The 22,474-nt window shown below is 67.5% G+C and carries 25 protein-coding genes and 1 pseudogene; 13 read left to right on the plus strand and 13 right to left on the minus strand.

From position 1 onward, the window contains the following. Window positions 1-175: 175 nt before the first annotated feature. The 3 genes from ACFTSA_RS07085 to ACFTSA_RS07095 form a co-directional block, all read right to left on the minus strand. Complete coding sequence (locus ACFTSA_RS07085; RefSeq protein ID WP_377950566.1) at window positions 176-754, minus strand: hypothetical protein; 579 nt, start codon at window positions 752-754, stop codon at window positions 176-178. A 2-nt stretch (window positions 755-756) separates the two neighbouring features. Next, window positions 757-1,470 carry a hypothetical protein gene (locus ACFTSA_RS07090; protein WP_377950567.1) on the minus strand — a complete coding sequence of 238 codons (714 nt, stop codon included), beginning with the start codon at window positions 1,468-1,470 and terminating at the stop codon, window positions 757-759. A gap of 217 nt (window positions 1,471-1,687) precedes the next feature. After that, window positions 1,688-3,373, minus strand: a complete 1,686-nt coding sequence (locus ACFTSA_RS07095; protein WP_377950568.1) for a multicopper oxidase family protein — start codon at window positions 3,371-3,373, stop codon at window positions 1,688-1,690. 352 nt (window positions 3,374-3,725) lie between these two features. Between ACFTSA_RS07095 and ACFTSA_RS07100 the strand changes: the two genes are divergently transcribed. The 3 genes from ACFTSA_RS07100 to ACFTSA_RS07110 all read left to right on the plus strand — a co-directional run bounded on the left by ACFTSA_RS07100 (window position 3,726) and on the right by ACFTSA_RS07110 (window position 6,302). Beyond that, window positions 3,726-5,075: a sensor histidine kinase gene (locus ACFTSA_RS07100; RefSeq protein WP_377950569.1), complete on the plus strand. Its 1,350-nt coding sequence runs from the start codon at window positions 3,726-3,728 to the stop codon at window positions 5,073-5,075. After that, window positions 5,068-5,751 carry a response regulator gene (locus tag ACFTSA_RS07105; RefSeq protein WP_377950570.1) on the plus strand — a complete coding sequence of 228 codons (684 nt, stop codon included), beginning with the start codon at window positions 5,068-5,070 and terminating at the stop codon, window positions 5,749-5,751. Before ACFTSA_RS07100 ends, ACFTSA_RS07105 begins: the two co-directional genes overlap by 8 nt. Window positions 5,752-5,849: 98 nt before the next feature. Beyond that, window positions 5,850-6,302, plus strand: coding sequence for a YybH family protein (locus ACFTSA_RS07110; RefSeq protein ID WP_377950571.1), 453 nt, complete (start codon window positions 5,850-5,852; stop codon window positions 6,300-6,302). A gap of 63 nt (window positions 6,303-6,365) precedes the next feature. Here the strand turns inward: ACFTSA_RS07110 and ACFTSA_RS07115 are convergent. From ACFTSA_RS07115 to ACFTSA_RS07125, 3 genes and pseudogenes are all read right to left on the minus strand, one after another. After that, a pseudogene (locus ACFTSA_RS07115) lies at window positions 6,366-6,772 on the minus strand (aldo/keto reductase); the annotation flags it as partial. 62 nt (window positions 6,773-6,834) lie between these two features. Then, window positions 6,835-7,242: a cupin domain-containing protein gene (locus tag ACFTSA_RS07120; protein WP_377950572.1), complete on the minus strand. Its 408-nt coding sequence runs from the start codon at window positions 7,240-7,242 to the stop codon at window positions 6,835-6,837. Then, window positions 7,239-8,111, minus strand: coding sequence for a helix-turn-helix transcriptional regulator (locus ACFTSA_RS07125; protein ID WP_377950573.1), 873 nt, complete (start codon window positions 8,109-8,111; stop codon window positions 7,239-7,241). Before ACFTSA_RS07125 ends, ACFTSA_RS07120 begins: the two co-directional genes overlap by 4 nt. 129 nt (window positions 8,112-8,240) lie before the next feature. Between ACFTSA_RS07125 and ACFTSA_RS07130 the strand changes: the two genes are divergently transcribed. Further along, window positions 8,241-8,585, plus strand: coding sequence for a carboxymuconolactone decarboxylase family protein (locus ACFTSA_RS07130; RefSeq protein WP_377950574.1), 345 nt, complete (start codon window positions 8,241-8,243; stop codon window positions 8,583-8,585). Here ACFTSA_RS07130 and ACFTSA_RS07135 read toward each other — a convergent pair. From ACFTSA_RS07135 to ACFTSA_RS07155, 5 genes are all read right to left on the minus strand, one after another. Then, a complete protein-coding gene (locus ACFTSA_RS07135; RefSeq protein ID WP_377950575.1) occupies window positions 8,504-10,252 on the minus strand; it encodes a glycoside hydrolase family 15 protein in 1,749 nt (582 codons plus the stop codon). The two genes, ACFTSA_RS07130 and ACFTSA_RS07135, sit on opposite strands and share 82 nt — an antisense overlap. Continuing rightward, on the minus strand, window positions 10,245-10,514 hold the full coding sequence (locus tag ACFTSA_RS07140; RefSeq protein ID WP_377950576.1) for a trehalase-like domain-containing protein: 270 nt from the start codon (window positions 10,512-10,514) through the stop codon (window positions 10,245-10,247). The genes ACFTSA_RS07135 and ACFTSA_RS07140 overlap by 8 nt, the downstream gene beginning before the upstream one ends. 27 nt (window positions 10,515-10,541) lie before the next feature. Further along, the gene (locus tag ACFTSA_RS07145; protein ID WP_314196145.1) at window positions 10,542-11,018 is read right to left on the minus strand and encodes a hypothetical protein; all 477 of its coding nucleotides are present in this window, start codon (window positions 11,016-11,018) and stop codon (window positions 10,542-10,544) included. Window positions 11,019-11,098: 80 nt separating this feature from the next. Further along, the gene (locus tag ACFTSA_RS07150) at window positions 11,099-12,361 is read right to left on the minus strand and encodes a flavin-containing monooxygenase (RefSeq protein ID WP_377950577.1); all 1,263 of its coding nucleotides are present in this window, start codon (window positions 12,359-12,361) and stop codon (window positions 11,099-11,101) included. A 2-nt stretch (window positions 12,362-12,363) separates the two neighbouring features. Then, window positions 12,364-12,750, minus strand: coding sequence for a TfoX/Sxy family protein (locus tag ACFTSA_RS07155; protein ID WP_377950578.1), 387 nt, complete (start codon window positions 12,748-12,750; stop codon window positions 12,364-12,366). A gap of 234 nt (window positions 12,751-12,984) precedes the next feature. On the opposite strand from ACFTSA_RS07155, the gene ACFTSA_RS07160 reads away from it, so the two are divergent. The 6 genes from ACFTSA_RS07160 to ACFTSA_RS07185 all read left to right on the plus strand — a co-directional run bounded on the left by ACFTSA_RS07160 (window position 12,985) and on the right by ACFTSA_RS07185 (window position 17,122). Continuing rightward, the gene (locus tag ACFTSA_RS07160; RefSeq protein WP_377950579.1) at window positions 12,985-13,452 is read left to right on the plus strand and encodes a hypothetical protein; all 468 of its coding nucleotides are present in this window, start codon (window positions 12,985-12,987) and stop codon (window positions 13,450-13,452) included. Then, on the plus strand, window positions 13,449-14,675 hold the full coding sequence (locus ACFTSA_RS07165; protein ID WP_377950580.1) for an Nramp family divalent metal transporter: 1,227 nt from the start codon (window positions 13,449-13,451) through the stop codon (window positions 14,673-14,675). Before ACFTSA_RS07160 ends, ACFTSA_RS07165 begins: the two co-directional genes overlap by 4 nt. Then, window positions 14,672-15,103, plus strand: a complete 432-nt coding sequence (locus ACFTSA_RS07170; RefSeq protein WP_377950581.1) for a hypothetical protein — start codon at window positions 14,672-14,674, stop codon at window positions 15,101-15,103. The genes ACFTSA_RS07165 and ACFTSA_RS07170 overlap by 4 nt, the downstream gene beginning before the upstream one ends. Further along, window positions 15,090-15,437 carry a PRC-barrel domain-containing protein gene (locus ACFTSA_RS07175; protein WP_377950582.1) on the plus strand — a complete coding sequence of 116 codons (348 nt, stop codon included), beginning with the start codon at window positions 15,090-15,092 and terminating at the stop codon, window positions 15,435-15,437. The genes ACFTSA_RS07170 and ACFTSA_RS07175 overlap by 14 nt, the downstream gene beginning before the upstream one ends. Before the next feature lie 225 nt (window positions 15,438-15,662). Then, window positions 15,663-15,866 (plus strand): cold-shock protein, encoded by a 204-nt coding sequence (locus ACFTSA_RS07180; RefSeq protein ID WP_003806113.1) that lies wholly within the window; start codon window positions 15,663-15,665, stop codon window positions 15,864-15,866. Between the two features lie 281 nt (window positions 15,867-16,147). Continuing rightward, window positions 16,148-17,122 carry a patatin-like phospholipase family protein gene (locus tag ACFTSA_RS07185; protein ID WP_377950583.1) on the plus strand — a complete coding sequence of 325 codons (975 nt, stop codon included), beginning with the start codon at window positions 16,148-16,150 and terminating at the stop codon, window positions 17,120-17,122. 105 nt (window positions 17,123-17,227) lie between these two features. Here ACFTSA_RS07185 and ACFTSA_RS07190 read toward each other — a convergent pair whose 3' ends face one another. Beyond that, window positions 17,228-19,057: a tetratricopeptide repeat protein gene (locus ACFTSA_RS07190; protein WP_377950584.1), complete on the minus strand. Its 1,830-nt coding sequence runs from the start codon at window positions 19,055-19,057 to the stop codon at window positions 17,228-17,230. Window positions 19,058-19,175: 118 nt separating this feature from the next. Between ACFTSA_RS07190 and ACFTSA_RS07195 the strand changes: the two genes are divergently transcribed. Next, window positions 19,176-19,343, plus strand: a complete 168-nt coding sequence (locus tag ACFTSA_RS07195; RefSeq protein WP_331572636.1) for a hypothetical protein — start codon at window positions 19,176-19,178, stop codon at window positions 19,341-19,343. Between the two features lie 83 nt (window positions 19,344-19,426). Here the strand turns inward: ACFTSA_RS07195 and ACFTSA_RS07200 are convergent, their stop codons facing one another. Then, window positions 19,427-20,161 carry a FadR/GntR family transcriptional regulator gene (locus tag ACFTSA_RS07200; RefSeq protein WP_377950585.1) on the minus strand — a complete coding sequence of 245 codons (735 nt, stop codon included), beginning with the start codon at window positions 20,159-20,161 and terminating at the stop codon, window positions 19,427-19,429. A gap of 190 nt (window positions 20,162-20,351) precedes the next feature. On the opposite strand from ACFTSA_RS07200, the gene ACFTSA_RS07205 reads away from it, so the two are divergent. Then, on the plus strand, window positions 20,352-20,981 hold the full coding sequence (locus ACFTSA_RS07205; protein WP_377950586.1) for a gluconokinase: 630 nt from the start codon (window positions 20,352-20,354) through the stop codon (window positions 20,979-20,981). 73 nt (window positions 20,982-21,054) lie between these two features. Next, the gene (locus ACFTSA_RS07210; RefSeq protein ID WP_377950587.1) at window positions 21,055-22,458 is read left to right on the plus strand and encodes a GntP family permease; all 1,404 of its coding nucleotides are present in this window, start codon (window positions 21,055-21,057) and stop codon (window positions 22,456-22,458) included. Window positions 22,459-22,474 lie beyond the last annotated feature (16 nt).

A 22,474-nucleotide genomic window follows, 5' to 3' on the forward strand; every position in this document is an offset into this window, starting at 1 on the left:
TGCTTGGGGGTTCCGCGGAAAGGGGAGGGTGCGTCCGGCAGACCGGGCGCGCCCTCTTTTCCGTTCCGCCACCCACCCCGAGTTTTTGTCCAGATAATCGTCGTTTGGCACGATTCAAGTCGCGACATCTGCCCAAAAACTGGGGTGGTGTGGGCCCCGGCCGGGTGGGTGGGGCCTATGAGGCGGCCGAATTGAAGCCGGGGTCCGTTGTCACGGTTTCGAGGAGCCGGTCGAAACTGTGGATGCCGTAGTCCGGTGGCGTGGCCGTGATGACGATCCGCGTTGTGGTGACCACCTCGGCCTTCGGCTTGGCATTCTGCTTCGGCTTGGGGGAGGCCTGCCGGACCGCCTTCAGGTGCAGGCCGGACACCCCGTTCACCAGCAGTGGGAGGCTCCCGCCCTCGACGAGGAGTGAGCGGAGGCCATCCGGCGAGAGCTGGCTGGTCCGGCCCGCCGTCAGTTCAAGAATCACCTCATTGACGGTCCCGGTCAGCCGCTGCAGGAACGCCCGCTCGCTCGTCTTCCTGCCGACAATGGCCAGGACCGTGAACAATGTGGCGAAGCCCGCGACGAACATCATCGTGGCCCCGACGTCCCTGAGGGCAGGCGTGAAGGTCATCAGCAGCAGGCAAATGACGAAGCCGATGACGGAGAACCCGCCGAACGCGGCGCCCGCGCCGTCGGCCGGCCTGCCGCTCCATTGCCTGGAGGTGAAACTGCAGACTTCCCGGGATTGGGTCCGTGGAGTTGGCATGATCAGATCCCTTTCACTTCCAGCAGGGCCTCGGCCAGAATGATTGCCTCGCGGGCTTCCCGAAGGCTTTCCCGGAGATCGGGATCCGGGAAGCCGAGGCCGGTGCCCTCCGGGGAGAGGGAAAGATCATCGGCCACCTTCCGGAGGTTTTCCCGTTCCAGCGCGAGCATCCGGGACGACGTCAGTTTGACTCTGCTCTTCTCCAGCTCGAACAGCGACGTGTTGATCTGGTCCCGGCGTTCCCGGATCGAATGGCAAACGTCCCGGATGCGCTGGGTGCGGCTGGAGAACATCCGCTCCATCTTGGCTGCCACGTCCTGGAGTTCCCTCAGGGTGCTGTATCTCCGCGCCTCGTCGGCTCCGCCGTGCCGGGCCAGGAGCTGGCTGATGAGCGAGAGGCGCTGGCCCCACAGCCCGAGCCCTGTCTGGTTCTGGGCGAGGAGCAGTTCCGCAGCGCCGAGGGCCGTGGCCAGGGCATCGCGGCGCGGAGTGAGTTTGCCGGCCGCGGCGTCCAGCCGTGCGATGAACTCGGCATAGTTGTCCAGCGCCTGTGCGGGACTTTCCTCCCTGCTCACCACCGCCATGGTGGGCGGGGCAGGCGGCCCGCTGGCCGCCGTCGTACTTTCCCTGCCTGACCCGACGCGTGGGGGATTGGACGGCTTACGCGGCCCGACGGCGCGGGGCTCCGGTCCGGAGTCAGGTGCGCCGTCGCTCATGATCAGTCATCCCCATTCATGATCCGTCCGGGGCGGCGTTCCACCGTCCACGAACGAAGCAGGAGCGCCCGCGCACCTGCCTGTGGATGCCCATTGTAGATCTAGGGGCCGGCGTTGTCTGCGGCCCCGACTCCACCCCGAGTTTTTGTCCAGATAATCGTCGCTTGGCTCGATTCAAGTCGCGATACGTGCCCAAAAACTCGGGGTGGCAGTGAGGTCACGTCCCCGGCGGGAACAGCGGCCGGTAGACCGGCGGGAAGGCGTTCGCGGGCAGGGTGTCACGCCTGGGCGGGTCCGCGGTGATGGGGTCGTTGGTCCGCAGGTTGGCCACCGCGTACTGGACCATCATGTCGTGGTCCTCGTGCACCAGGTTGTGGCAGTGGATCATGTACCGCCCTCCCTCCTGCGGCGTGGCATCGAACTGCATCAGCGCCGTGATGGACTCGTTCTCCCCGGCGTAGAAGACGTCCTTGGGGCCGAGCTCCCAGGCGAACGGTTTGCCGCCGTTGGTGTTGCGGGCGATGATCCTGGCGTCGATCAGGTGGATGTGCACCGGGTGGAACCATCCTCCGGACTGGTTGGTGATGGTCCACTGCTCGACGGCGAAGGGCTGCGGATTGCCGAACAGCTTGGTGAACCCGGACCGCTCAATGTCGTCCCAGATGACCCCGTTGATGGTCCACAGGCCGTTCTGGCGCTCGAACCTGAGCTGCCTTTTCACCGTGGCCATCTGCGGGGTCAGGCTCATCGTGTCGATGCCGCCCTGGGCCGCCCGGGGCGACCCTCCGTTGTCCAGCCTGGACGGGATGGCGGAGATCGACCCTGCCCCGGAGCCCGAATCGGCGACCACCTGGAACCGCATGATCTTGTTCGTGTTGGCAAAGTCGATGTTGTTTTTGTTGCTGAGGTTCCGCAGGTCGACGGTCTGCCCGGGCCTGTACTTGCGGAAGTCGATCAGGATTTCGGTGCGTTCAGCGGTGCCCATCCGCCATGACGACACGGCCTGGACGACCGGTGTCAGCCCGGCGTCGGTGGCCACGATGTAGACGGGTTCCCCGTTGGAGAGGGTAGGCCGGTAGGAGCGTGAAATGGACGCGTCGAGCACGCGGAAACGGTAGATGCGCGGCTTGACCTTCATGGTGGGCCACGGCACCCCGTTGACCAGGATGATGTCGCCCCACAGCCCCTTTTGCCCGTTGTCGTTGTAGCCGAGCGAGCCGTCCGACCGGAACAGAGCGTCGGAAAGCATCAGCGGCACGTCGAACTCGCCCTGCGGCAGCTGCGCCTTCTCAAACCGGTCGGACAGCGGGTAGAACGCCGCCAGCCCCGAATACACATTCTGGGCCGTGATGTGGTGCTTGTGGTCGTGGTACCAAAGCGTCCGCGCCGCCTGCCTGTTGGGATAGCGGTAGTTCTTGAAGAAGCCGGAAACGGTGATGTCATTGGCATAGCCGTCGTATTGGGGCAGGGACGCCGAGCCATGCAGGTGTGTGGACGTGCTGAATGGGCCCGGCTGGACCAGGCCCTGCTGCGGGAACGCGTTGCGGATCCGCACCTCGATCCTGGTGCCCTGCTTCGCCCGGATCGTGGGGCCCGGGAAGATGCCGTTGTACCCGGCCAAAGTGGTGGTGAGGCCCGGCAGGAAGTGGGCCTGTCCGAGTTTCTGGGTGAGGGCGTAGCGCTCGAATGGCCGTTTCGGGTCGCCGCCATCGAAGCCCTTCTGAAACGGCACGAGCTCCGGGGGCCGCCGAAAGACACCCCTGAACGGGACCGGGGTGTTCTGCGGCGCCAGCTGGCTCTGGCTTATGGGTTCCGGTGTCGCCGCCTCGGCGCTTCCGGCCAACGCTCCCGTCATGGCAGCGCCGACCACACCTAGTTTCAGTACTTCCCTGCGAGACGCCATTGTCTCCTCCAGCCATTGGGATCCTATGGGTTGACATGCAACGGACCCGCGAGAAGCGCCGCGAGTTCGTTCTCCCCCTTGGAGATGCCGAGACCTGAGGTGTAACGGGCCCTAGTGTGGGCTGGAGTCACTGGGAAAACCTTGCCGGAATGCCCGCACTTCCCCCAAATGGGGCGTTAGCCCCCTTTAGGGAAAACCGAACTGACGGCCGACGGCGGTCGCCTTACGTCCCGCCGTCGGGCATCCGTGGCTGGCTTCCGGAATGAATGTTCTGGCTTCCAGGTGGAGATTGGCCGGAAACGGCGGTTTGCGCCTGAAAGCCGTGGATAGGGTGGCAGGCATGGAACCAGTAATGAAGTTTGCACGGCGTTGGGGCGCCCCGGTGGCGGCCGTCATTTTCTTCTCCCTGTGGTGCGTGGCCGAAGCCGGCCGGATGGCACCGATCGTGGGCTTCGGAACGGGTGGATTGGTGACGTGGCCCGGGACCTGGCCGCTCGTGCTGGTCACGTTGGCGATTGCGGTGGCCGCCTGGCAGCCGGCGGCGTCGCTGGCACTCGTTTCCCTGCTGCTCGCCGGCCAGCTGGCACACCTGATCCCGCCGATGTACGACAACAACTGGGCGATTTACATCGGCTCCTTTGTGGCACTGGTGTTCATCGCCTGGCTGCACCAGGGACGGATGCGGCTGGTCGCGGCCGGGGCCAATGTGCTCTTCGCAGCCACCATGGCATTCCTCCTGCTTTCGTGGAGGTACGGCGCCGGCGTCGGGTGGTTCCTCCATTTCGACGGCGACTTGGGCATGCTTCGCCGCAACGGCTGGCAGCTTTTTGCCCTCTTCGTTGTGATCGCAGCGGCATGCTTCGCCGTGGGGCTCCTGCTGGCCCTTTACCAGGAGCGGGGCACCCTGTTCCGCGCACGGGACCTTGCCCAGAGCACGCTTGAGGCGGCCGAGGTGGACCTGATCGTGGAACAGGAACGGACTCGCATCGCCCGGGATCTCCACGACGTTCTCGCCCATTCCCTCGCGGTCATAGCAGCGCAGGCCGACGGCACCCGGTACCTGAGCAAGGATCAGCCGAAGGCCGTCCTCAGCGCACTGGAAAACATCGCGCGGTCCGCCCGAACTGCGCTGGTGGACGCCCAACGCGTCATCGAGGGGGTGCGCGACGACGGCCTGGCCGTCCCGCAGCCACGGCTCAGTGACATTGTGGTGCTGATCGAGGGAATGCAGCGGGGCAGCCTGAAAATCGAATCCAGTGAATCGGGAACCCGCGTTGAACTGTCAGGCGGACAGCAGGTGGCGGTCTACCGCATCGTCCAGGAATGCCTGACCAACGCCCTCAAACACGGCGGGAGGGGAACGGCCGTCCGTCTCCACTTCGATTGGAGCGGCCCCGGACTGACCTTGCACGCCGCCTCGGCAACAGTGGCCGCAAAACCCGGACAACCGGAGGAGGCGGCACCGCAGCGGTCCGGCCGCGGCCTACCCGGAATGCGCGAGCGCGCCCACATGGCGGGCGGCTGGCTGACGGCCGGACCCGACGGCGAGCAATTCCGGGTGACAGTGTTCATTCCCTACACGGGAGGAAACCTCAGCACGACGGAGGACGACGGCGGCCGGCTTAGCCAGCAGACCGATCTCGTGGCCGTCTCGGCCGGGGCGGTGTCCGCCGTTGCGGTGGAGGCCGGCACCCGTGGGTGAGGCCGCAGCGCGCATCAAGGTGGCCCTGGTGGATGACCAGCCCCTGTTCCGGGCGGGCATCCGGATGCTCATCGAAAGCCAGCAGGACATGGCGTTCTCCGGAGACGCCGCCGACGGGGAGCAGGCCGTGGCGCTCGCCGCCGAGCGCCGTCCGGACGTGATGCTGATGGACCTGCGCATGCCTGTCCTGGACGGCGTCACCGCCACCAACCGGATCATCAGCCAGGCCGACGCCGCGAACACGGACAAGCCAAAGATCATCGCGCTGACCACCTTCAACCGGGACCAGGCAGTCGTGGAGGCCGTCCAGGCCGGGGCCAGCGGATATCTGCTCAAGAGCGCCGAGCCGGAGTTCCTCCTCGCTGCCATACGGACCGTCCACTCCGGATATTCCGTGATCGCGCCCGGCTCTGTGCACTCCTTGTTCGAACACGCGGCACGGCAGGCTCCGGTTGCCGGGCCCGATCTGTCAGTCCTTGATGTCCTCTCGGCCCGGGAGCGGGACGTGTTCCTCCTCGCCGCGAAGGGACTCACCAACGGAGAGATGGCCGAGGGCCTGTTCGTCTCCGAGGCCACCGTCAAGACGCACCTGCGCAGCGTGCTGGACAAGCTTCAGCTCCGAACGCGACTGCAACTGATCGCGTTTGCCCACGAACGCCGGCTTCTCGGCAACTGAAGTCGCCCTGCCGTTGACGCCATACGTGGGAAGTGCCACTCTGGCGGCAAAGCCCCGAAGGGCACGGCGCGACGCCTCGGCCGGCGAAGGAGACGGACATGAGCGAGCTCGACGATTTCCTCACCGCCATGCTGGACCGGCAGATAGCAGCGGAAACGGCGATCCACAACGGCGAGGTGGAGCCGAGAATGGCCCTGTGGTCCCGCTCCGATCCGGTCACCTTGTTGGGTGCGATGGGCATGTCAAACGTGGGATGGGACACCGTCAGCCAGACGTTCCGCTGGGTGGCCTCACGGTTCTCGAACTGCACCGCCTACAGTTTCGAGCTGCTGGCAGCCGGGGCCAGCGGGGACCTTGCGTACACCGTCGGGTTTGAGCGCGCTGACCTGTCGGTCGACGGCGGTCCGCCCCAGTCCACCAAGGTCCGCGTCACCCACGTCTACCGCCGCGAAGGCGGACAGTGGAAGATCGTCCACCGGCACGGCGACTACGTTCCTGTCGATGATGTCCCGCCCGAGCCCGGCAGGGGCACCGCCACAGCCGGGGAATGAACGCCGCCTACATCACGGTAGGTATGGTCAAGAGGACCGGTCAGCGGTTCACGTATCCCAGGTGCGGGTCCACAGGGAGTACTCGCTCTGGACCGCCGTCACCGGCTGGACCCCGTGCGCGCGACGGATGGTCCCTGCAGATGCTTCCGACAGACCGAAGTGCCGGACCTTGCCTTCCGCGATCAGCTCACCGACGGTGCCGGCGACGTCCTCGATGGGAACGCCGGGGTCGACGCGGTGCTGGTAGAACAGGTCGATCACGTCGGTCCGAAGACGCTTCAGTGAGGCGTCGGCGACGCGCCGGATCTGCTCGGCCGGCTGTCCAGGCCGACGCTTTTTCCGTCCCCGATGAGCCACCCGAACTTGGTGGCCACCTGTACCTGGTGGCGGATCGGCTCCAAGGCTTCGCCGACCAGTTCCTCGTTCACGTACGGCCCGTACACCTCGGCAGTGTCGAAGAAAGTCAACCCGAGGTTGTAGTCGGTGCTCTGATCGTGATGCTGGCCGCGTCGGCCGATCCCGGGTGCAGCGATCAGGACTGGGTGCCGTTGTACTCGTCGTCGGTGATGTGCTCGCCCCAGATGGTGGTGGCGGCCGGGTCGTCACCGTTCTCCAGCATGGCGATGTGCTCCATGAAGCAGCCGGGTGCGGCAGCGTGCCAGTGCTCTTCGCCGGGCGAGGTGTACAGGGTCTGGCCGGGGTGGACCTCGATAATCGTGCCGTCACGGCCGCCGAACCGGGCGACGCCCTGGGTGACGCGGAGGTACTGGCCACGGGCGTGGGAGTGCCAGGCGGTGCGGGCGCCGGGTGCGAACCGCACGGTCGCGACCACCATTCGCTGGTCGCCTTCGTGGGGAAGCGCGATGGGGTCCAGCCACACGTCACCGGCGAACTGCTCGGGCGGGTTCTTGCCGGTGGGGCTGGTGGGTTCGATGTTCATGCGTTCTCCTTGCTGGTTGTGGAAGTTGATTCTGTCGCCGCCCAGCTGGCGAGCAGCCGGAGGCCGTCCTCCGACGGGGTACCGGGGTCGGCGCTGTAGGCGGTGAGCGTGAGCCCGGGCGCGTTGGGGAGCATCAGGGCGTCGAACGCAAGGTGGAGGTCTCCGACGGCGGGGTGGCGGAAGTCCTTGTAGCCTCCCCGGTGGAGGCGCACGTCGTGCCGTGCCCAGCGGGTGCGGAAGTCCTCCGAGCAGGTGGACAGCTCCCCGATCAGTTCGGTCAGGGACTTGTTGAACGGGTCACGGCCTGCCTCGGTATGAAGGATCGCGACGGCGGTGCTGGCCGCCTTCTCCCAGTCCGGGTACAGGATGTGCGAGCGGGGGTCGAGAAAGTTGAACCGTGCCAGGTTCACATTGTTTGGGTTCTGCGCGTAGGCCTCCGAGTACAGGGCTCGTCCAAGGCTGTTGATCGCCAGCACGTCCAGCCGGCCGTCGCGGACGAACGCGGGCACGCCGACCATCGAGTCCAGCAGCCTCTGCACGCTGGGGGTCACCGCCTCGCTGGGCTTGCGCCGCGGCCGGGCCGAAGGCGACGCCGCGCGCGCCAGATTGTGCAGGTGCTCGCGTTCTGCTTCGTTGAGCTGGAGCGCCCTGCCGAGCGACTCGAGCACGCTTTCGGACACTCCGCCCAGGGAACCGCGTTCGAGTTTGGTGTAATACTCCACCGAAACGCCGGCCAGCAGCGCGACCTCTTCGCGGCGCAGCCCGGGGACGCGCCGGGTGCCCCCGAACGTAGGCAGGCCTGCCTGCTCCGGGGTGAGCTTCGCCCGGCGGGTGGCGAGGAACTCACGGATCTCGTAGCGGTTGTCCATGCTGACCACGCTACTTTCACATCGGGTCGTGAGGGAGTCTCTGCCAGTACCCGTATCGGCAGGGCCTCCCGCGCGGGCGCAATAGGGGCGTTGACTTGTTCCATTCGACCCCCACTGAAAGGAATAACCATGACTGACGAGACAACCGGCTGGACCGGCGGCCAGCGCGCGTTCGGAGATTTCGCGCCGGCCCTGGTCCACTACACGGACCGAGTCCTCTTCGACGAGGTGTGGGAGCGCCCGGAGCTCTCCAAGCGCGACCGCAGCCTCATCACCGTCGCGGCGCTCCTCGCCGGCGGAAACGCCGAGCAGCTGAATTTCCACCTCGACTACGCCAGGAAGAACGGACTGACCGAGCAGGAGCTCATCGAGGCCGTCACCCACCTCGCCTTTTACGCCGGCTGGCCCAAGGCGATGTCCGCCATGGCTGTTGCGAAGAAGGTCTTTGCGGCCGAGACGGCGCAGGAAAACTGAGTGCTGGCGCCGCGCTGACCTGTTGACTCCGAACGCGGCTTTAGAGGCCAGTATCTGGACAAAAACTCTGGCTCAACCGGCGGCCGGTTTGGTTTCGGCGGGCTCGGTTTCGGCAGCCTCAACCCGGGGCGCTTCTCAACCAGCGTTACATCGCGGAGGGCCAGCGCTGCCTGGACCAGTGCCGCGTGGGTCATGGCCTGCGGGTAGTTCCCGAGCAGGGCGCCGGTGGCGGGATCGATCTCCTCGCTGAACACGCCCAGCGGTCCCGTGATCCCAAGAAGCGCCTCGAACATTTCCGCCGCCTCCGCGGCCCGACCCGTCAAAGCAAGTGCCTGCGCCAGCCAGAAGGAGCAGGGCAGGAAGGCACCCTCGTCCCCGGGCAGCCCGTCCTGGCCCGGCGGGTAGCGGTAAAGGAACGGGTAGCCGGCCGACAGCTCCGCCCACACCGCATCCACCGTGCCCCGCAGCCGGCCGGAGCCAAGGTCTTCGAAACCGGTCACCGGCAGGATCAGCAGGGCCGAGTCGAGATCGCCGGACCCGTACGAGCGGGTGTACGTGTTTCGGGCAGGATCGAACCCCTTAGTCCGGATATCCCCGGCAAGCTCTCGGCGGGCCGCCTCCCACCGGCGCCGCCGCCGGACGCTGATGCGGTGGGTCTCGGCGATGTGCAAGGCACGGTCCAGCGCCAGCCAGGCCATGATCTTGGAATGCACGTGGTGTGCGGCGTCAGCACGGATTTCCCAGATGCCCGCGTCCGGTTCCGGCCAGCGCCGCGCCACGAGTTCCGTGAATCCGCGCATCGCCCGCCACGTTTCCGAATTGAGCCGGTGCCCCTGCCGGACCAGGTTCCACGCCGCATCGACGACCCAGCCGTAGCCGTCGAGCTGGTGCTGGTGCGCGGCCCCGTTGCCCACCCGCACCGGGGCGCTGCCCGCGTAGCCCGGCCAGCCCTCCAGGGTGCGCTCGCGGGGGACGTGGCCGCCGGTCAGGGTCAGCAGGGCCGGCAGCCTGGGCCGCTGCAGCCTGCTCGCATGGAGCAGCCAGTTCAGGAAGTTCAGCGCCTCCGCATCCTTGCCCAGCCCGAGGAACGCGGCGATGCCGATGCTGGCATCCCGCGGCCACGCGTACCTGTAGTCCCAGTTCCGGATGCCGCCCGGATCCTCCGGCAGGGACGTGGTGGGGGCCGCGACGGGCGCGCCCGAGGGGGAGTAGGTCAGCAGCTTCAGTGTCAGCAGGCTTCGCAGCACAGCCTCCCGGAACGGGACGTCCTCGCTGATGCCCGACGCCCACTCCCGCCACCGGTCCTCGTCGTCCTCCACCAGATCCCACGCCGTTTCGGGATCGATCCAGACCAGCGGCTCCGCGTATGCCAGGGCGAGCACCATCACAACGGGACGTCCGGGCTCAATGGTGATTCTCGTCGTCGTACCCGGCTCCACCCGAAGCCCGCCGCTGCAGCCGAGCGACAGCGCCAGCGCGCCCCAATCGCAGACCACGTGCCGGTCCTGCCGGACGCGGGGGCGGAGGTGTCGCTCGCCGAAGCGGGGGTCAAATACGACGGCGGCTTCCGCCGGTGCGCCGTCGGCCTCCAGTCGCCGGACGAGGAGAGTCGTGGGCAGCAGGCGGCCGGACACTTCCGCCACCATCGCTTCGGTGAGTTTAAGCATGCCGCCGTCTGTGGCCCAGACCGTCTCGAGCGTGGCGGTGTGCGGCCGGTACCGGCGGACGAGGCGTTCGGCGGGCCGTGCCGGGGCCTATGCGGAAAGTGCCCGCGTCCGGGCCGCCGAGCAGGGCGCCGAAGACGGGTTCGCCGTCGAAGGCGGGCGCGCAGAGCCAGTCGATGGCGCCGTCGGCCGAGACCAGTGCGGCGGTGCGCGTATCTCCCAGGAGCCCGTAGTCCGCGAGGCCGGGGGATTTGACGTTGGCCATGGTGCGTTCACCTTCTCCCGCGCGGCGTCAGCCGGCAGTAAGGAGCAGCCCGAGCAGCGAGCCGTAGACCAGATGGGCAGCCACGGCCACCGCCGGAGTCTGGATTCCGTAGTTCAGGCCCAGCAGGCCGGGCGGTTCAAGGGCGGCGCGGCTGGCGGGGCCGGCCCGGGTACTCGCCATCCGGGGATGGATGCCGGGCAGCAACGGAAGGATGACGGTCAGCGCCACGGCGACGTGCAGGAGTCCGAGCAGGGCGCCGATCCACCAGGTGGCCCGGCCCAGCAGCGCAAAGACGGCCGCGTAGCCGAGGGCGAAGACCTGCCCGGCCGCGAGGTGGATGAAGAAGCCGGCGATCCTCGCCCTGTCCGGATCCGGCGTGACCAGGCTGCCCAGGACCAGCGGCAGGTCCAGCCGCGTCCAGCCGGCCATCTGGAAGGCGATCATGACGGCGGTCAGGGCTGTGGTGGCGAGCAACCCGAACAGCGCCCAGCCTTGCCAGTCCATCTCACTCGCCTCCCGCTGCTTCTAAAACTAAGTTCTCTAATTTTAGAACCGGTGGGAAGCGGCAGGCAAGGACAACGCAGTTAACGGGCGGCGAGGTGTGCCGCCACGTACTCCGCATCCATCCCCACAGCGGCCACCGTCGACGATGCGTGCTTCGTAAGCCACGGCAGCCCCACCGCATAAAGCCCCGGGACCTCGGTGACGCCGCGGGAATGGCGCGGGTAGTTCCATTCATCCAAAACCGCGATGTCGAGGAATCCGAAGTCCAGCCCGTAACCGGTGCTCCAGATGATGGACGTGATGCCCTCGGCGCCGAGGTCCAGGCGCGCCCCGGAGGAGGAAGGCTGCCAGTCGACCGCCGGCACGGGTTCAGCACCAGGCGCCTTGATCCCGGCCGCCGCGATGTACGCGTCCAGCATCACCTGCATCCGCTGCCCGAACGCCGATTCCGTCAGCGCGATGCGGGCGGCGAGGTCGTCGCTGAAGGTGATGACGCCGTCGTCCGTTCCCTCATAGTGGCCGTGCAGCTGAACGCCCTGGCGGCCCAGGTCCCGCAGGCGGATGCTGTGGCCGCCGTCGTTGCCGGATACCAGCGGATTGCACATGAAGCGCGCGGCGTGCGAGGGTAGCTGCGCCAGCTGCAGGCCGTTGATGCCGTAGTCGGGCCCGTGCAGGTTGACCTCGAGGAGCCAGTAGAACGTGTCCTGCCCGCGGTAGCGCCGCGGCGCCTCGGGGCAGGCCGAGACGGACAGGTGCACCTCCCGGCCGGCGGCAAGCAGGTCCTCGGTGATCTGCCCGCCCGACTGCCCGGTGCCCACCACCAGCACCGCGCCGTCAGGCAGCTGCGCCGGATTGCGGTAGTCATGGCTGTGCAGCTGGATAATGTGCGCAGGAATGTTGGCGGCCGACGGCGGAACCCGCGGCCGCTGATAGGCCCCGTTCGCGAGGACGACGTTCCGTGCCAGCCAGCTTCCGCCGTTCGTCTCGATGGCGAACCCGCCGTCAGCTCGCGCGACCCGCGTCACCTCGGTCCCCAGCTGCACCGGCGCATCAATCCGGCGTGCGTACTCGCGGAAGAGCTCGATCACCTCGTCTCGGGGGAGGAAAGCGTCCGGCTCGGGTCCGTCGTACGTCATTCCCGGCAGCAGGAACGCGAAGTTGGGCGTATTCAAATAGAACGAGTCCCAGCGGTCCTGCCAGGCGCCGCCCAGCTGCGCGCGCTGCTCCAGCAGCAGATGGTCGACGCCGGCCCGGCTCAGCCAGTAGCTCGTGGCCAGGCCCGCCTGCCCCGACCCGATCACCAGGGCGTCGATTTCTCGCGCGGCGGCCGGAGAGGTGGTCATGGCTACTTCTTGGCGGCCTTGGGCTTGGGTTCCTTCGCGGCCTTCGGCGGCAGGCTGGCCACATACGCGAATGCTTTCTCCGTCCAGGCACGGGCCCGTGCGTCATCGCCGTCGCCTTCTTCGTTCCAGATCTCCGGCAGCCCTGTGTACCCGCCCATCGGACGTTCCGGCGGCCCGAAGGGGACCGTACGCTCCGAGGACTCCAGCACCTCCCGGTCCTCGTCGGAGAGCTTGATGCCGACGGTGGGCCCGAACAGCCCGGCGAACATGTTGCCATTCACGAACGCGCCCAGGTTCCCGAACATCGGCTTGATGACCACCCCGGGATGGTCAGGGACCACGGCCCGGAAGTGTTTCTTGTCAGCCTCGGTCGGTTTGGGCATTTCCATCGGTGCACCTCCGGGTGGCAGGGCTCAGGCGGCATGTCGTGGGCGCGGCTGAATGCCGCCCCATGCCCGGATCATACGCCCGCCCGGCGGCTCCGGCCACCGTTTCAGAGAGCCGGGAACTTGCCCCTCGCGGCGGTCTGCTGTTTACCGGCGTGCAGTGCTATACATAGCTCAAGGCAACTAATTGCAGCGGCGTTTCGGACGAACCGGGCCTGCCCGGAGGCTGGAGGAAAGGTGCTGACCAGGCCAGCCGGAGCCCGGACGGGCCGCCTGACACTCGCCGCCGTTGCCTGTCTCGGAGCCGTCCTCACCTCCTGCTCAGCCGGCAGCGCCGTCACAGACGCCGTGTCCACCGCCACCCAGGACAGCTCCTCCGCCATCGCCACCGCCAAGCTCGCCGTCGGCCTCGACTCCGGCGGCAAGCTCACCAGGGCCGCCACCTCCACCGCGCTCGACGACGCCCTCAAGGAAGTGCAGACCAGCCGCGACACCGTCCTGCGCCTCTCGCCCACCTCGCCCGAGGACCGGCAGGTGCGGGAGGAGGCTTTGAAGGTGCTGGAGAGTTCGGCCGCCAGCCTCACCACCGCGCGGGACGCCGTATCGTCCGACGACGGCGGGCCATCCCTTTCGGACGGAGACAAGGCGCTCGCCGCGGCTGAGGACGCGCTGGAGCAGCTCACGTCGAAGGTGGGCAAGAAATGAAGCGCCTGCTCGACGTCGCGCTCGGCATCCTGACCGCCATTGGCGGGTTCGTGGACATCGGCGACCTCGTGACCAACGCCGTCGTCGGGTCCCGGTTCGGGATGTCGCTGGTCTGGGTGGTGGCCGTCGGCGTCGTGGGCATCTGCGTGTTCGCCAACATGTCCGGGCGGGTGGCGGCCGCGTCGGGTCGGGCCACGTTCGAGGTGATCCGCGAACGATTGGGGCCGCGCGCCGGGCTGGCCAACCTGTCCGCCTCCTTCCTCATCAACCTGATGACGGTGACCGCCGAGATCGGCGGCATCGCCCTGGCCCTGCAGTTGGCCAGCAGCGTCAACTACCTGCTCTGGATTCCGCTGGCGGCCGTGGCCGTGTGGCTCGTCATTTGGCGGGTCAAGTTCTCCATCATGGAAAACGTCACCGGGCTCCTCGGACTGACGCTGATCGTCTTCGCCGTGGCGCTCTTCCTGCTCAAACCCGACTGGGGCAACCTGGCCAGCCAGGCCCTCCCCGCCGTCCCGGCCGAGGAAACCGGTGCCACCTACTGGTACTTCGCCATCGCCCTGTTCGGCGCGGCGATGACGCCGTACGAGGTGTTCTTCTTCTCCTCCGGCGCTGTGGAGGAGGGGTGGAAGATCAAGGACCTGATCCAGTCCCGCATTAACGTGCTGGTGGGGTTCCCGCTCGGCGGGCTGCTGTCCGTCGCGATCGCGGGGTGCGCCGCCGTCGTGCTTCTTCCCGCGGGCATCGCCGTCACGTCCCTCTCCCAGGTGATCCTCCCGGTAGCGGCGGGCGCCGGGAAACTGGGGCTCGCCGTCGTACTTATTGGCGTGATGGCCGCCACGTTCGGTGCCGCGCTGGAGACGACACTGTCCAGCGGCTACACGCTGGCGCAGTTCTTCGGCTGGTCCTGGGGCAAGTTCCGCAAGCCCGCGGAGGCCGCCCGGTTCCACGTGTCGATGATCATCTGCCTGCTGGTGGGGCTGGCGGTGCTGGCCACGGGCGTGGACCCCGTGCTGGTGACCGAATACTCGGTGGTGTTCTCCGCCGTGGCGCTGCCGCTGACGTACCTGCCGATCCTGATCGTGGCCAACGACCCCCAATACATGGGCAGGCACGTCAACGGCCGCGGCGTGAATATGGTGGCGATGATCTACCTCGTGGTGATCCTCGTGGCTTCGCTGGCGGCCATACCGCTGATGATCGTGACAGGAGCCGGCGCATGAAAACACCCCGCCCGCTGCCCTCCGTTCCGCCCGTCGCCGGGCAGACCCTGGACGCCCAGCTGCACCTCCTGGACCGCCAGGTTCTGGACAGCGACGGCGTCCCGGTCACCACGGTGGACGACCTCGAACTCGGCGTCCCCGAGGGCAGACCGGAGCTTTCCCTGGGCACGGCGATTCCAGAGGGAACGCCGGCGCCGGTGCTCACGGCGCTGCTGACCGGTCCGGTGCTGGGGACCCGCATCTTCGGCGGCAGACCGCCGTCGTCCCGGCTGATCCGGATCCCCTGGACGGACGTGGCCAGCGTCGGCGTGGTGGTCCGGCTCGGCGTCAGCGGCCAGGGCCTCGACGCAGACTGGGTGGAGCGCTGGATCCGCGACAAGATCATCGCCCGGATTCCGGGGGCGGGAGGCCGCCGTGATCCTCGGTGATCTTTTGGGCACCCCGGTGCATGACGACGACGGCGTGCGGCTGGGGCGCGTGGCCGACGCCCGGTTTGTGGTGGACGGCGCCCCGCGCCGGCTGATGGCCGACGCCCGCCTGTTCGGTCTGGTCGTCAGCCCGCACAGCTGGTCGTCCTTCCTGGGCTACGAGCGGAACGATCTGACGCAGCCGTGGCCGCTGCCCCAGCTGCTGCGGTGGCGGCACCGCGGATCCTTCTTCGTGATGTGGGAAGACATCGCGGTGCTGGGGGAGAGGTCCGTGCGGCTGCGGCCCGGGTATACGGCCTACAGCCCGGCGCTGGACGGGAACGGGCAGGAGTAGGTTCCTGTTCGGTTTTCGTCCCCTGAATGGTTGTGCCTGCAAGTTTGGCGTTTGCGCTGGTAGATTTCCTGTACAGTTGAACACGTTGTTGTGTTTGCATTGTGTAGTTCAGGCAGTACGCGCGGTCGAAAGTCCGCGTTCTTCTGAAGTAGCGGTTTTGAACACCCCACACCGGAGGACCCGAAAGTCGGGATTTTTCCTCCACCTTCACGAAGGACAAAAATAATGGCTACTGGCACCGTCAAATGGTTTAACGCTGAAAAGGGCTTCGGCTTCATCTCCCCGGACGACTCCTCGCAGGACGTTTTCGCGCACTACTCCGCGATCAACTCCTCCGGCTTCCGCTCCCTCGAAGAGAACCAGAAGGTTTCCTTCGAAACCGAGCAGGGCCCCAAGGGTCCCCAGGCCGTAAACATCCAGGCTATCTAATTTCCCTGGATAACCGGGACCGTTAGGTTTCGAGCAGGGCCCGCCAATTTGGCGGGCCCTGCTTTTTTGTTTAAACCGCTGTTTGCGCACTTGCGCCGCACCCGCTGATTGCGCGCTCGCGCAGCGGCGTGTTAAGGTCGTGCCGATCGTGACCGGTTGGCAGGAGGTGAGACCCATGAACGCAGTATCCGCAATGGGCGCTCCCCTGCAGCCCACGATCGCGCGGCTGAACTAGTCGCCACCGGGAGCGCCGAACAGGCAAATCGCGAAGGGCGACTCCCATGAACACAACACCTTTTCCAACTCCGCACTCCACTCCGACGGCGGACTCTCACGAGCCGCAGGTCGACACCACACAGCGAATGCCCGCCTCGGTCGGGCGGGCGTTGGTCCTCGGCGGCGGCGGATCCACAGGCAATGCGTGGCTGATCGGCGTCATCGCCGGCCTGGCTGAGGCCGGGCTGGATGTGACCGACGCCGATCTGATCGTCGGAACGTCGGCCGGCTCCACCGCCGCGGCCCAGATAACCGGCGCTAAACCGGCCGAACTCTTTGCAGACATCCTCGCCGCCGTGCACCCACCACGGACTGGACCTGCCGGATCAGACCCTGGACCTGGCCCGGTCCGGCCAGTGATGAACCAGATGGAGAGGACAGGCAAGATCATCGCCGCTGCCGCAGATGCGGCCGACATGCGCCGCAGACTGGGTGCGGCGGCGCTTGAGATGGTTGCGGGGGCGGACGGCTCCCGGCAAACGCAATGGCGTTCTACCGTCGCCGCCCGGCTGCCCAGCCAGCTCTGGCCGCAACAACGAATGCTCATCACCGCAGTCGATGCCCAGACCGGTGAACCGGTCGAGTTCGACAGCGACAGCGGCGTTGACCTGGTGGACGCCGTGGCGGCCAGCTGTTCCAGCGGTGCCGCCTACGGTATCGGCAGCAGCCGGTACATCGACGGCGGCTACCGGTCCAACGCCGATAATGCCGACCTGGCAGCCGGATACTCGCGGGTGCTGGTGCTGTCACCATTCGGCGGCAGGTCACGGACTCCGGCGGAATGGGGTCTGCATCTCGCCACGCAGGTCGACGAACTGCGCGCGCACGGCAGCAAAGTCGAAACGATCTTCCCGGACGGCAGCTCCGAGCACATGTTCGGCGCCAATGCGATGAACCTGTCGCTGCGTCCGTCCGCCGCGCGGGCCGGATACGACCAAGGCAGAGCCCTCGCCAAGCGGCTCACCGAATTCTGGCGCTAACATTCACGGGGTCCCCGCTGGTTGAGCCTGTCCCCGCTGATTGAGCCTGTCGAAATCATTCAACGGGCTCAGCCAGCGGGGCGGATGAGGTTCAACCCGCGACGGTCAGAGCTGGCCCCGGGCCGCCAGGAATCCGGTCAGTGCTGGGTTGTCGATCTCCTTCGCCAGCCACGGAACGGATTGGGCGGCGGCTTCGTCTCCGAGCACAGCGCGGTGGGACTGGGCCCGGACCACGAACTCGCGCATCCCGCTCCGGCTCGCAAGCGCTCCGAGCCGTTCGGCCACTGCTCCTGCCCGCTCGGACCTCGCCGCGATGGCCACCTCCGCCGCAACGTCCAGCAACCGGGCCGAGTACCAGAGGTACCAGGGCTTCGGTTCCATCCCCCTGTCAACCCAGTGCTGCGCTGCGGCGAGGTCCCCGTGCGCCAGGAACAGCCGCGCTTCCGCCCCCGCGGCGAGGGCCATGTAGCAGTGGTCCCCGGCCAGGTCCGCCATCACCCACGACCTGTCGATCATCTCCGCGGCGGCCTCGAGATCCCCGGCCGCGAGGTAAGTTTCGCCGCGCACGCCGGCCACAAACGGCTCGAACGCCGTCCAGTGCTCGGCGAGAATCCATTGCAGTGCGTGGTCCAGGGTCTCGGCCGCCAATTCCAGCTCCCCGCGCAGCAGCCACACCCGGCCCAGAAGCGCACTGCTGAACGCCAGCTGCCGGCGGTTCCGCGCGGCCCGGGCCAGCCGGACCGATGCGCTCAATGCCTCAAGGGCGTCGCCATAGCGGGCGATATCGGACGCCAGCATTCCCCGGATCGCCAGGATCCGTGCCTGCTCCTCGGGGAATCCGACGGCCGCCACACTGGCCCGCTCCAGCCAGCCGGCCGCGCGGTCCGGGACGCCCCGCTGGACGGACAGGTACCCCAGCTCACGGTACGCGGCGGCGGCAGTGGGGGACGCGCCGTCGTACTTTTCCGACGGCGATAAGGCCGGCCGTGACTCGGCCGACAGCGCCCGGTGCAGGAAATCCGCCACCTCCGCACCGCGGCCACCGGCCTGGTGGATCATCGCGCCGGCCAGCGTGACCAGGGCCTCGGCGAGGAGGTGCCGGTCAGGCGTGCGCTGGGCGAGGACGACGGCGAGCCGCAACTGGTCCAGCCCCCGGTCCACGGCCCCGGCCGAGAGCGAGGCGCCGCCGGCGTCCAGATAGGACCGGACGGTGGCCACGGTGGCCGGAATCCCAGGGCCCGCTTCGGGTGCGGCGCCGGACAGTGCCGAGCGGATTTCGGGTGGCAGCGGCAGGCCCAGTTCGTCGCGGTACAGGTTGGCGCACTTGGTCACGTGCTCGCGTGCGTGCCGGTGCTCACCGATCGCCACCAGCGCCCTGACCAGCACGGCATTGCAGTCGGTGTGGAACGGGTCCCGCTGCAGCGCCCGCGCGGCCAGCTCCGCAGCCTCCCGCGGATCGCCCGCGGCCAGGGCCGCCACGGACGACTCGTACAGCAGCGACTGCGCGCAGTTCTCCAGCCGGTAGCGCTGGTCCGCCAGCCAGGAGTCGAACACGGGGCAATCGGCGAATACCAGCCCTTCGAGCAGCTGGCCGTTCAGGTTGTGCGGGTTGGGCCGGGGGAGGGCACCCGATCCGACAAGCTCGACGGCGTCGCAGCGCCACGGCGGCTGCAGCGCCAGCCGCAGGGGATCGCCGTCGAGCGTCACCCCGATGAGTGTCCGCCGGAGCTCGGAGAGGTTCCAGCGCAGGGCGCCGAGCGGATCGGCCGCGTCGGGGAACAGCAGCGTTGCCAGCCGCGACCGACCGGCGCCGTCCGGCTGGAGCGCAAGGTATGCCAACACGGCCCAGGCCTTGCGGCCCCTGGGCTGCGGGGGACTGCTGTCAGTGGACTCGATCGCCGGCGGACCGAGGAGCCGAATGGTGCTTTCGGCCATACGCGTCATTTTAGCCCCGGCCCTCCGCGGAGTCAGCGGGCTTTCACACGCTTGCTCACACGGCGGCTGAGCACACTGAAATCACCCATCCGCCCACAACCACCGAGGCACAAACACCATGGCACTGCTCGTTATCCTGCTTCTCACCGGACTCTGGGCTGTCACCGCCACCGTCCGCTCCGTCCTGACCGACGGCCGGGGACACACCCCCAGCGTCCGCTCCGACGAGTTTTGGAACGCGGGAGACCTGCCCAGCGTCCCATACTCGAGCGCACGGCTCTGGTAGAAGCGTCCACCGCTGATTGAGCCTGCCGAAATCAGGGAGACCTGGATTCGGCAGGCTTTACCCGCGGGCTCAGCCACCACCGCCTAGTGCAGCCCCATCGCCTCGCGCACTTCGTCAAGGATGTGATGCATGGCGGTCTCCGCTGCCGTAGCGTCCCCGGCAGCCACCGCTGCGGCCGCTTCCTCATGCGCATCCAGGGCCTCGGGCCGCGGCTTGAACGGCATGAGCCCCTGGTGCGTTCGGCTGGTGAGTACCTCGGCAACCATTCCTTCAAGGGACGAGAACATCTCGTTGCCGCAGCTCTTCAGCAGCAGCCGGTGGTACGCAATATCGGCTGCAAGAAATGCCTCGAGCTCTCCCGCTTCCCCCAGCCGCCGCAGGTCCGCGGCCAAGGCCACCAGCTGGCTGCGTTCCGCCGCGCTGGCCCGGCGGGCGGCACCCGCCGCCGCAATGGGTTCGACGGCGATGCGCAGCTCCGTGAGGCTGGCGTACTGTTCAGCACGGCGTTCAGATGCCAGGCGCCACCGCACCAGCTTGGGGTCATAAACGTTCCAGAGGTCCGGGCTCTGCACCACGATCCCCACTCGCCGGCGCGAGTAGACCAGGTTCATCGATTCGAGGACCTTCATGGTGTCTCGCGCCACTGTCCGCGATATGCCGTACTCCTGCTGGAGGCCTTCAAGGGTCAGGCGGCTTCCCGGCGCCAGGGCGCCGGACGCGATGGCCACGCCCACCGCGTCGAGGACGCGTTCGTGCATGGCGGGTGACAACCCGCCGCCGTTCGCGTTATTTGCGCGGTCTTCTGTCGCCGTCGACATGATCCTGCCTTTCCTCTGCGCTGAGGCGCCCCTCCAGCGTACCGGAAGAAGACGGCAAAGGTATGACCTGTGACACGCAAAGATAGTATCTTTCGGGTGGATTGGTGATACCTTATCTCCAGCGCAGTTCGAGTCGGGCTGCCGATTGAGCTTCTTCCACAAGCCAAAGACGTCTTCTTCGGAGGTAAACATGCACTATCCAGCCACGCATCTGGTGGTGATGGGCGTTGCCGGGTCAGGCAAGTCCACGATCGCCGCGGCCCTGTCCAAGCACCTCGGCTGGGCAAGCGCTGAGGCGGACGAATTCCACCCGCAGTCCAACATCGACAAGATGAGCCAGGGCATTCCGCTGCAGGACGAGGACCGGTGGCCCTGGCTGCAGCAGATCCAGGACTGGATGACCGGCCAGGCCCGCGGCGGGCACAGCACCGTGCTCACCTGCTCCGCGCTCAAGCAGAGTTACCGCAAGCTGCTGTCCGAAGCCGAAGGCCGCGTAATCTTCATCCACCTGCACGGCGACGCCGAGCTGCTCAGCCAGCGCATGCAGGGACGCGAAGGCCACTTCATGCCGCCAACGCTGCTGCCCAGCCAGCTGGCCACCCTGGAACCGCTGACCGCGGACGAACTCGAAACCGGAAGCCTCCGCCTGGACATCACCCGCTCCCCGGAGGAACTCATCGCCGCCATCCTGGCCGCGCTGCAGCTCTCCACCAACGGGCTCTCCACCAACGAGCTCCCGTCCGACCCGGAGCTCCCGTCCAACCCGGAGCTCCCGACAAACCCGGAGCTCCCCACAAACCCGGCGCCAAGCGCCAACTAGCTGCACCACCCGGGTGCCGCGCTCACTGACGCGCGGCATCCACCCCCCAAGAAATCTGCTTCAAAGGAGAACCATGACCATCGAAGGATGGACACAAACGCTGGGCGCAGGACCACTGCTGCTCATCGCGGCGGTGGCGATCGGCGTCCTGCTGTTCCTGATCATCAGGCTGCGCATGCACGCGCTGCTTTCCCTGATCCTGGTCAGTCTCGGCACCGCCTTCGCCACGGGCATCCCCGCCAACCAGGTGGTCCCGGTGCTCATCAACGGTTTCGGGACGACCCTCGGAACCGTGGCGCTGCTCGTCGGCCTGGGCGCCATGCTGGGCCGCATCGTGGAAACCAGCGGCGGCGCCAAGGTGCTGGCCGACTACATGATCGGCATCTTCGGTGAGAAGCGCGCCCCCTTCGCGCTGGGCCTCGCCTCGCTGATCTTCGGCTTCCCCATCTTCTTCGACGCCGGCCTCGTGGTCATGCTCCCGGTGGTCTTCGCCGTCGCCCACCGCCTGGGCGGGGGAGTGCTGCGCTACGGCCTCCCCGCCGCCGGCGCGTTCTCCGTGATGCACATCTACCTGCCGCCGCACCCGGGCCCGGTCTCGGCGTCGGCCTTCTTCGAGGCGAACATCGGCCTGGTGACCATCGCCGGCCTCCTCACCGCCATTCCCACCTGGTACCTCACCGCGTACCTGTACGGCCTGTGGACCGGCAAGAAGCTGGAGCTTCCGGTGCCGGAACTCCTGGGCCACGCCACCGCCGAGGCGGAATCCCACCCGCCGCGCTTCCGGACCATCATGGGCCTGCTGCTCCTGCCCCTGCTCTTCATCTTCATCAACACCGGCCTGAACACCGCGGCCTCCGCCGGCGTGCTGCCCGCCTCTGCCAAGAACGAACAGTGGTTCCAGTTCCTGCGCACGCTGGGTGAAACCCCGGTGGCGCTGCTCATCACGGTGTTCGTGGCCATGTTCGTCCTCGGCGCCCGCCGCGGCGTGAACAACGGCGTGCTCGAGAACCTGCTCGAATCCTCGCTGGGCCCGGTCTGCTCGGTCATCCTCATCACCGGTGCCGGCGGCATGTTCGGCGGCGTGCTGCGCACCTCCGGCATCGGCGACGCGCTGGCAGACGTCCTCGGCCACATGGGCATCCCGCTCATCCTGGCCGGCTTCCTGATCTCGTCTATCCTGCGCATCGCCCAGGGCTCCGCCACCGTGGCCCTCACCACCACCGCCGGCCTGATCGCCCCCGGTGTTGCTGCGGCCGGAATGAACGGCATGCAGGTGGCCGCCCTGGTCATCGCCTGTGCCGCCGGCTCCGTCGTTGCCTCGCACGTGAACGACGCCGGCTTCTGGATGGTGGGCCGCTTCTTCGGCATGGACGTCAAGACCACCCTGAAGACCTGGACCGTCATGGAAACCCTGATCGGCGTGATGGGCTTCGCCATCGCCGCAGCCATCTTCGCTGTGGCCGGGCTCGCGGGTTAGGTCCCTTTCCTAAGCA

Source organism: Arthrobacter sp. NPDC057013, assembly GCF_042674585.1.
Taxonomy (GTDB): domain Bacteria; phylum Actinomycetota; class Actinomycetes; order Actinomycetales; family Micrococcaceae; genus Arthrobacter.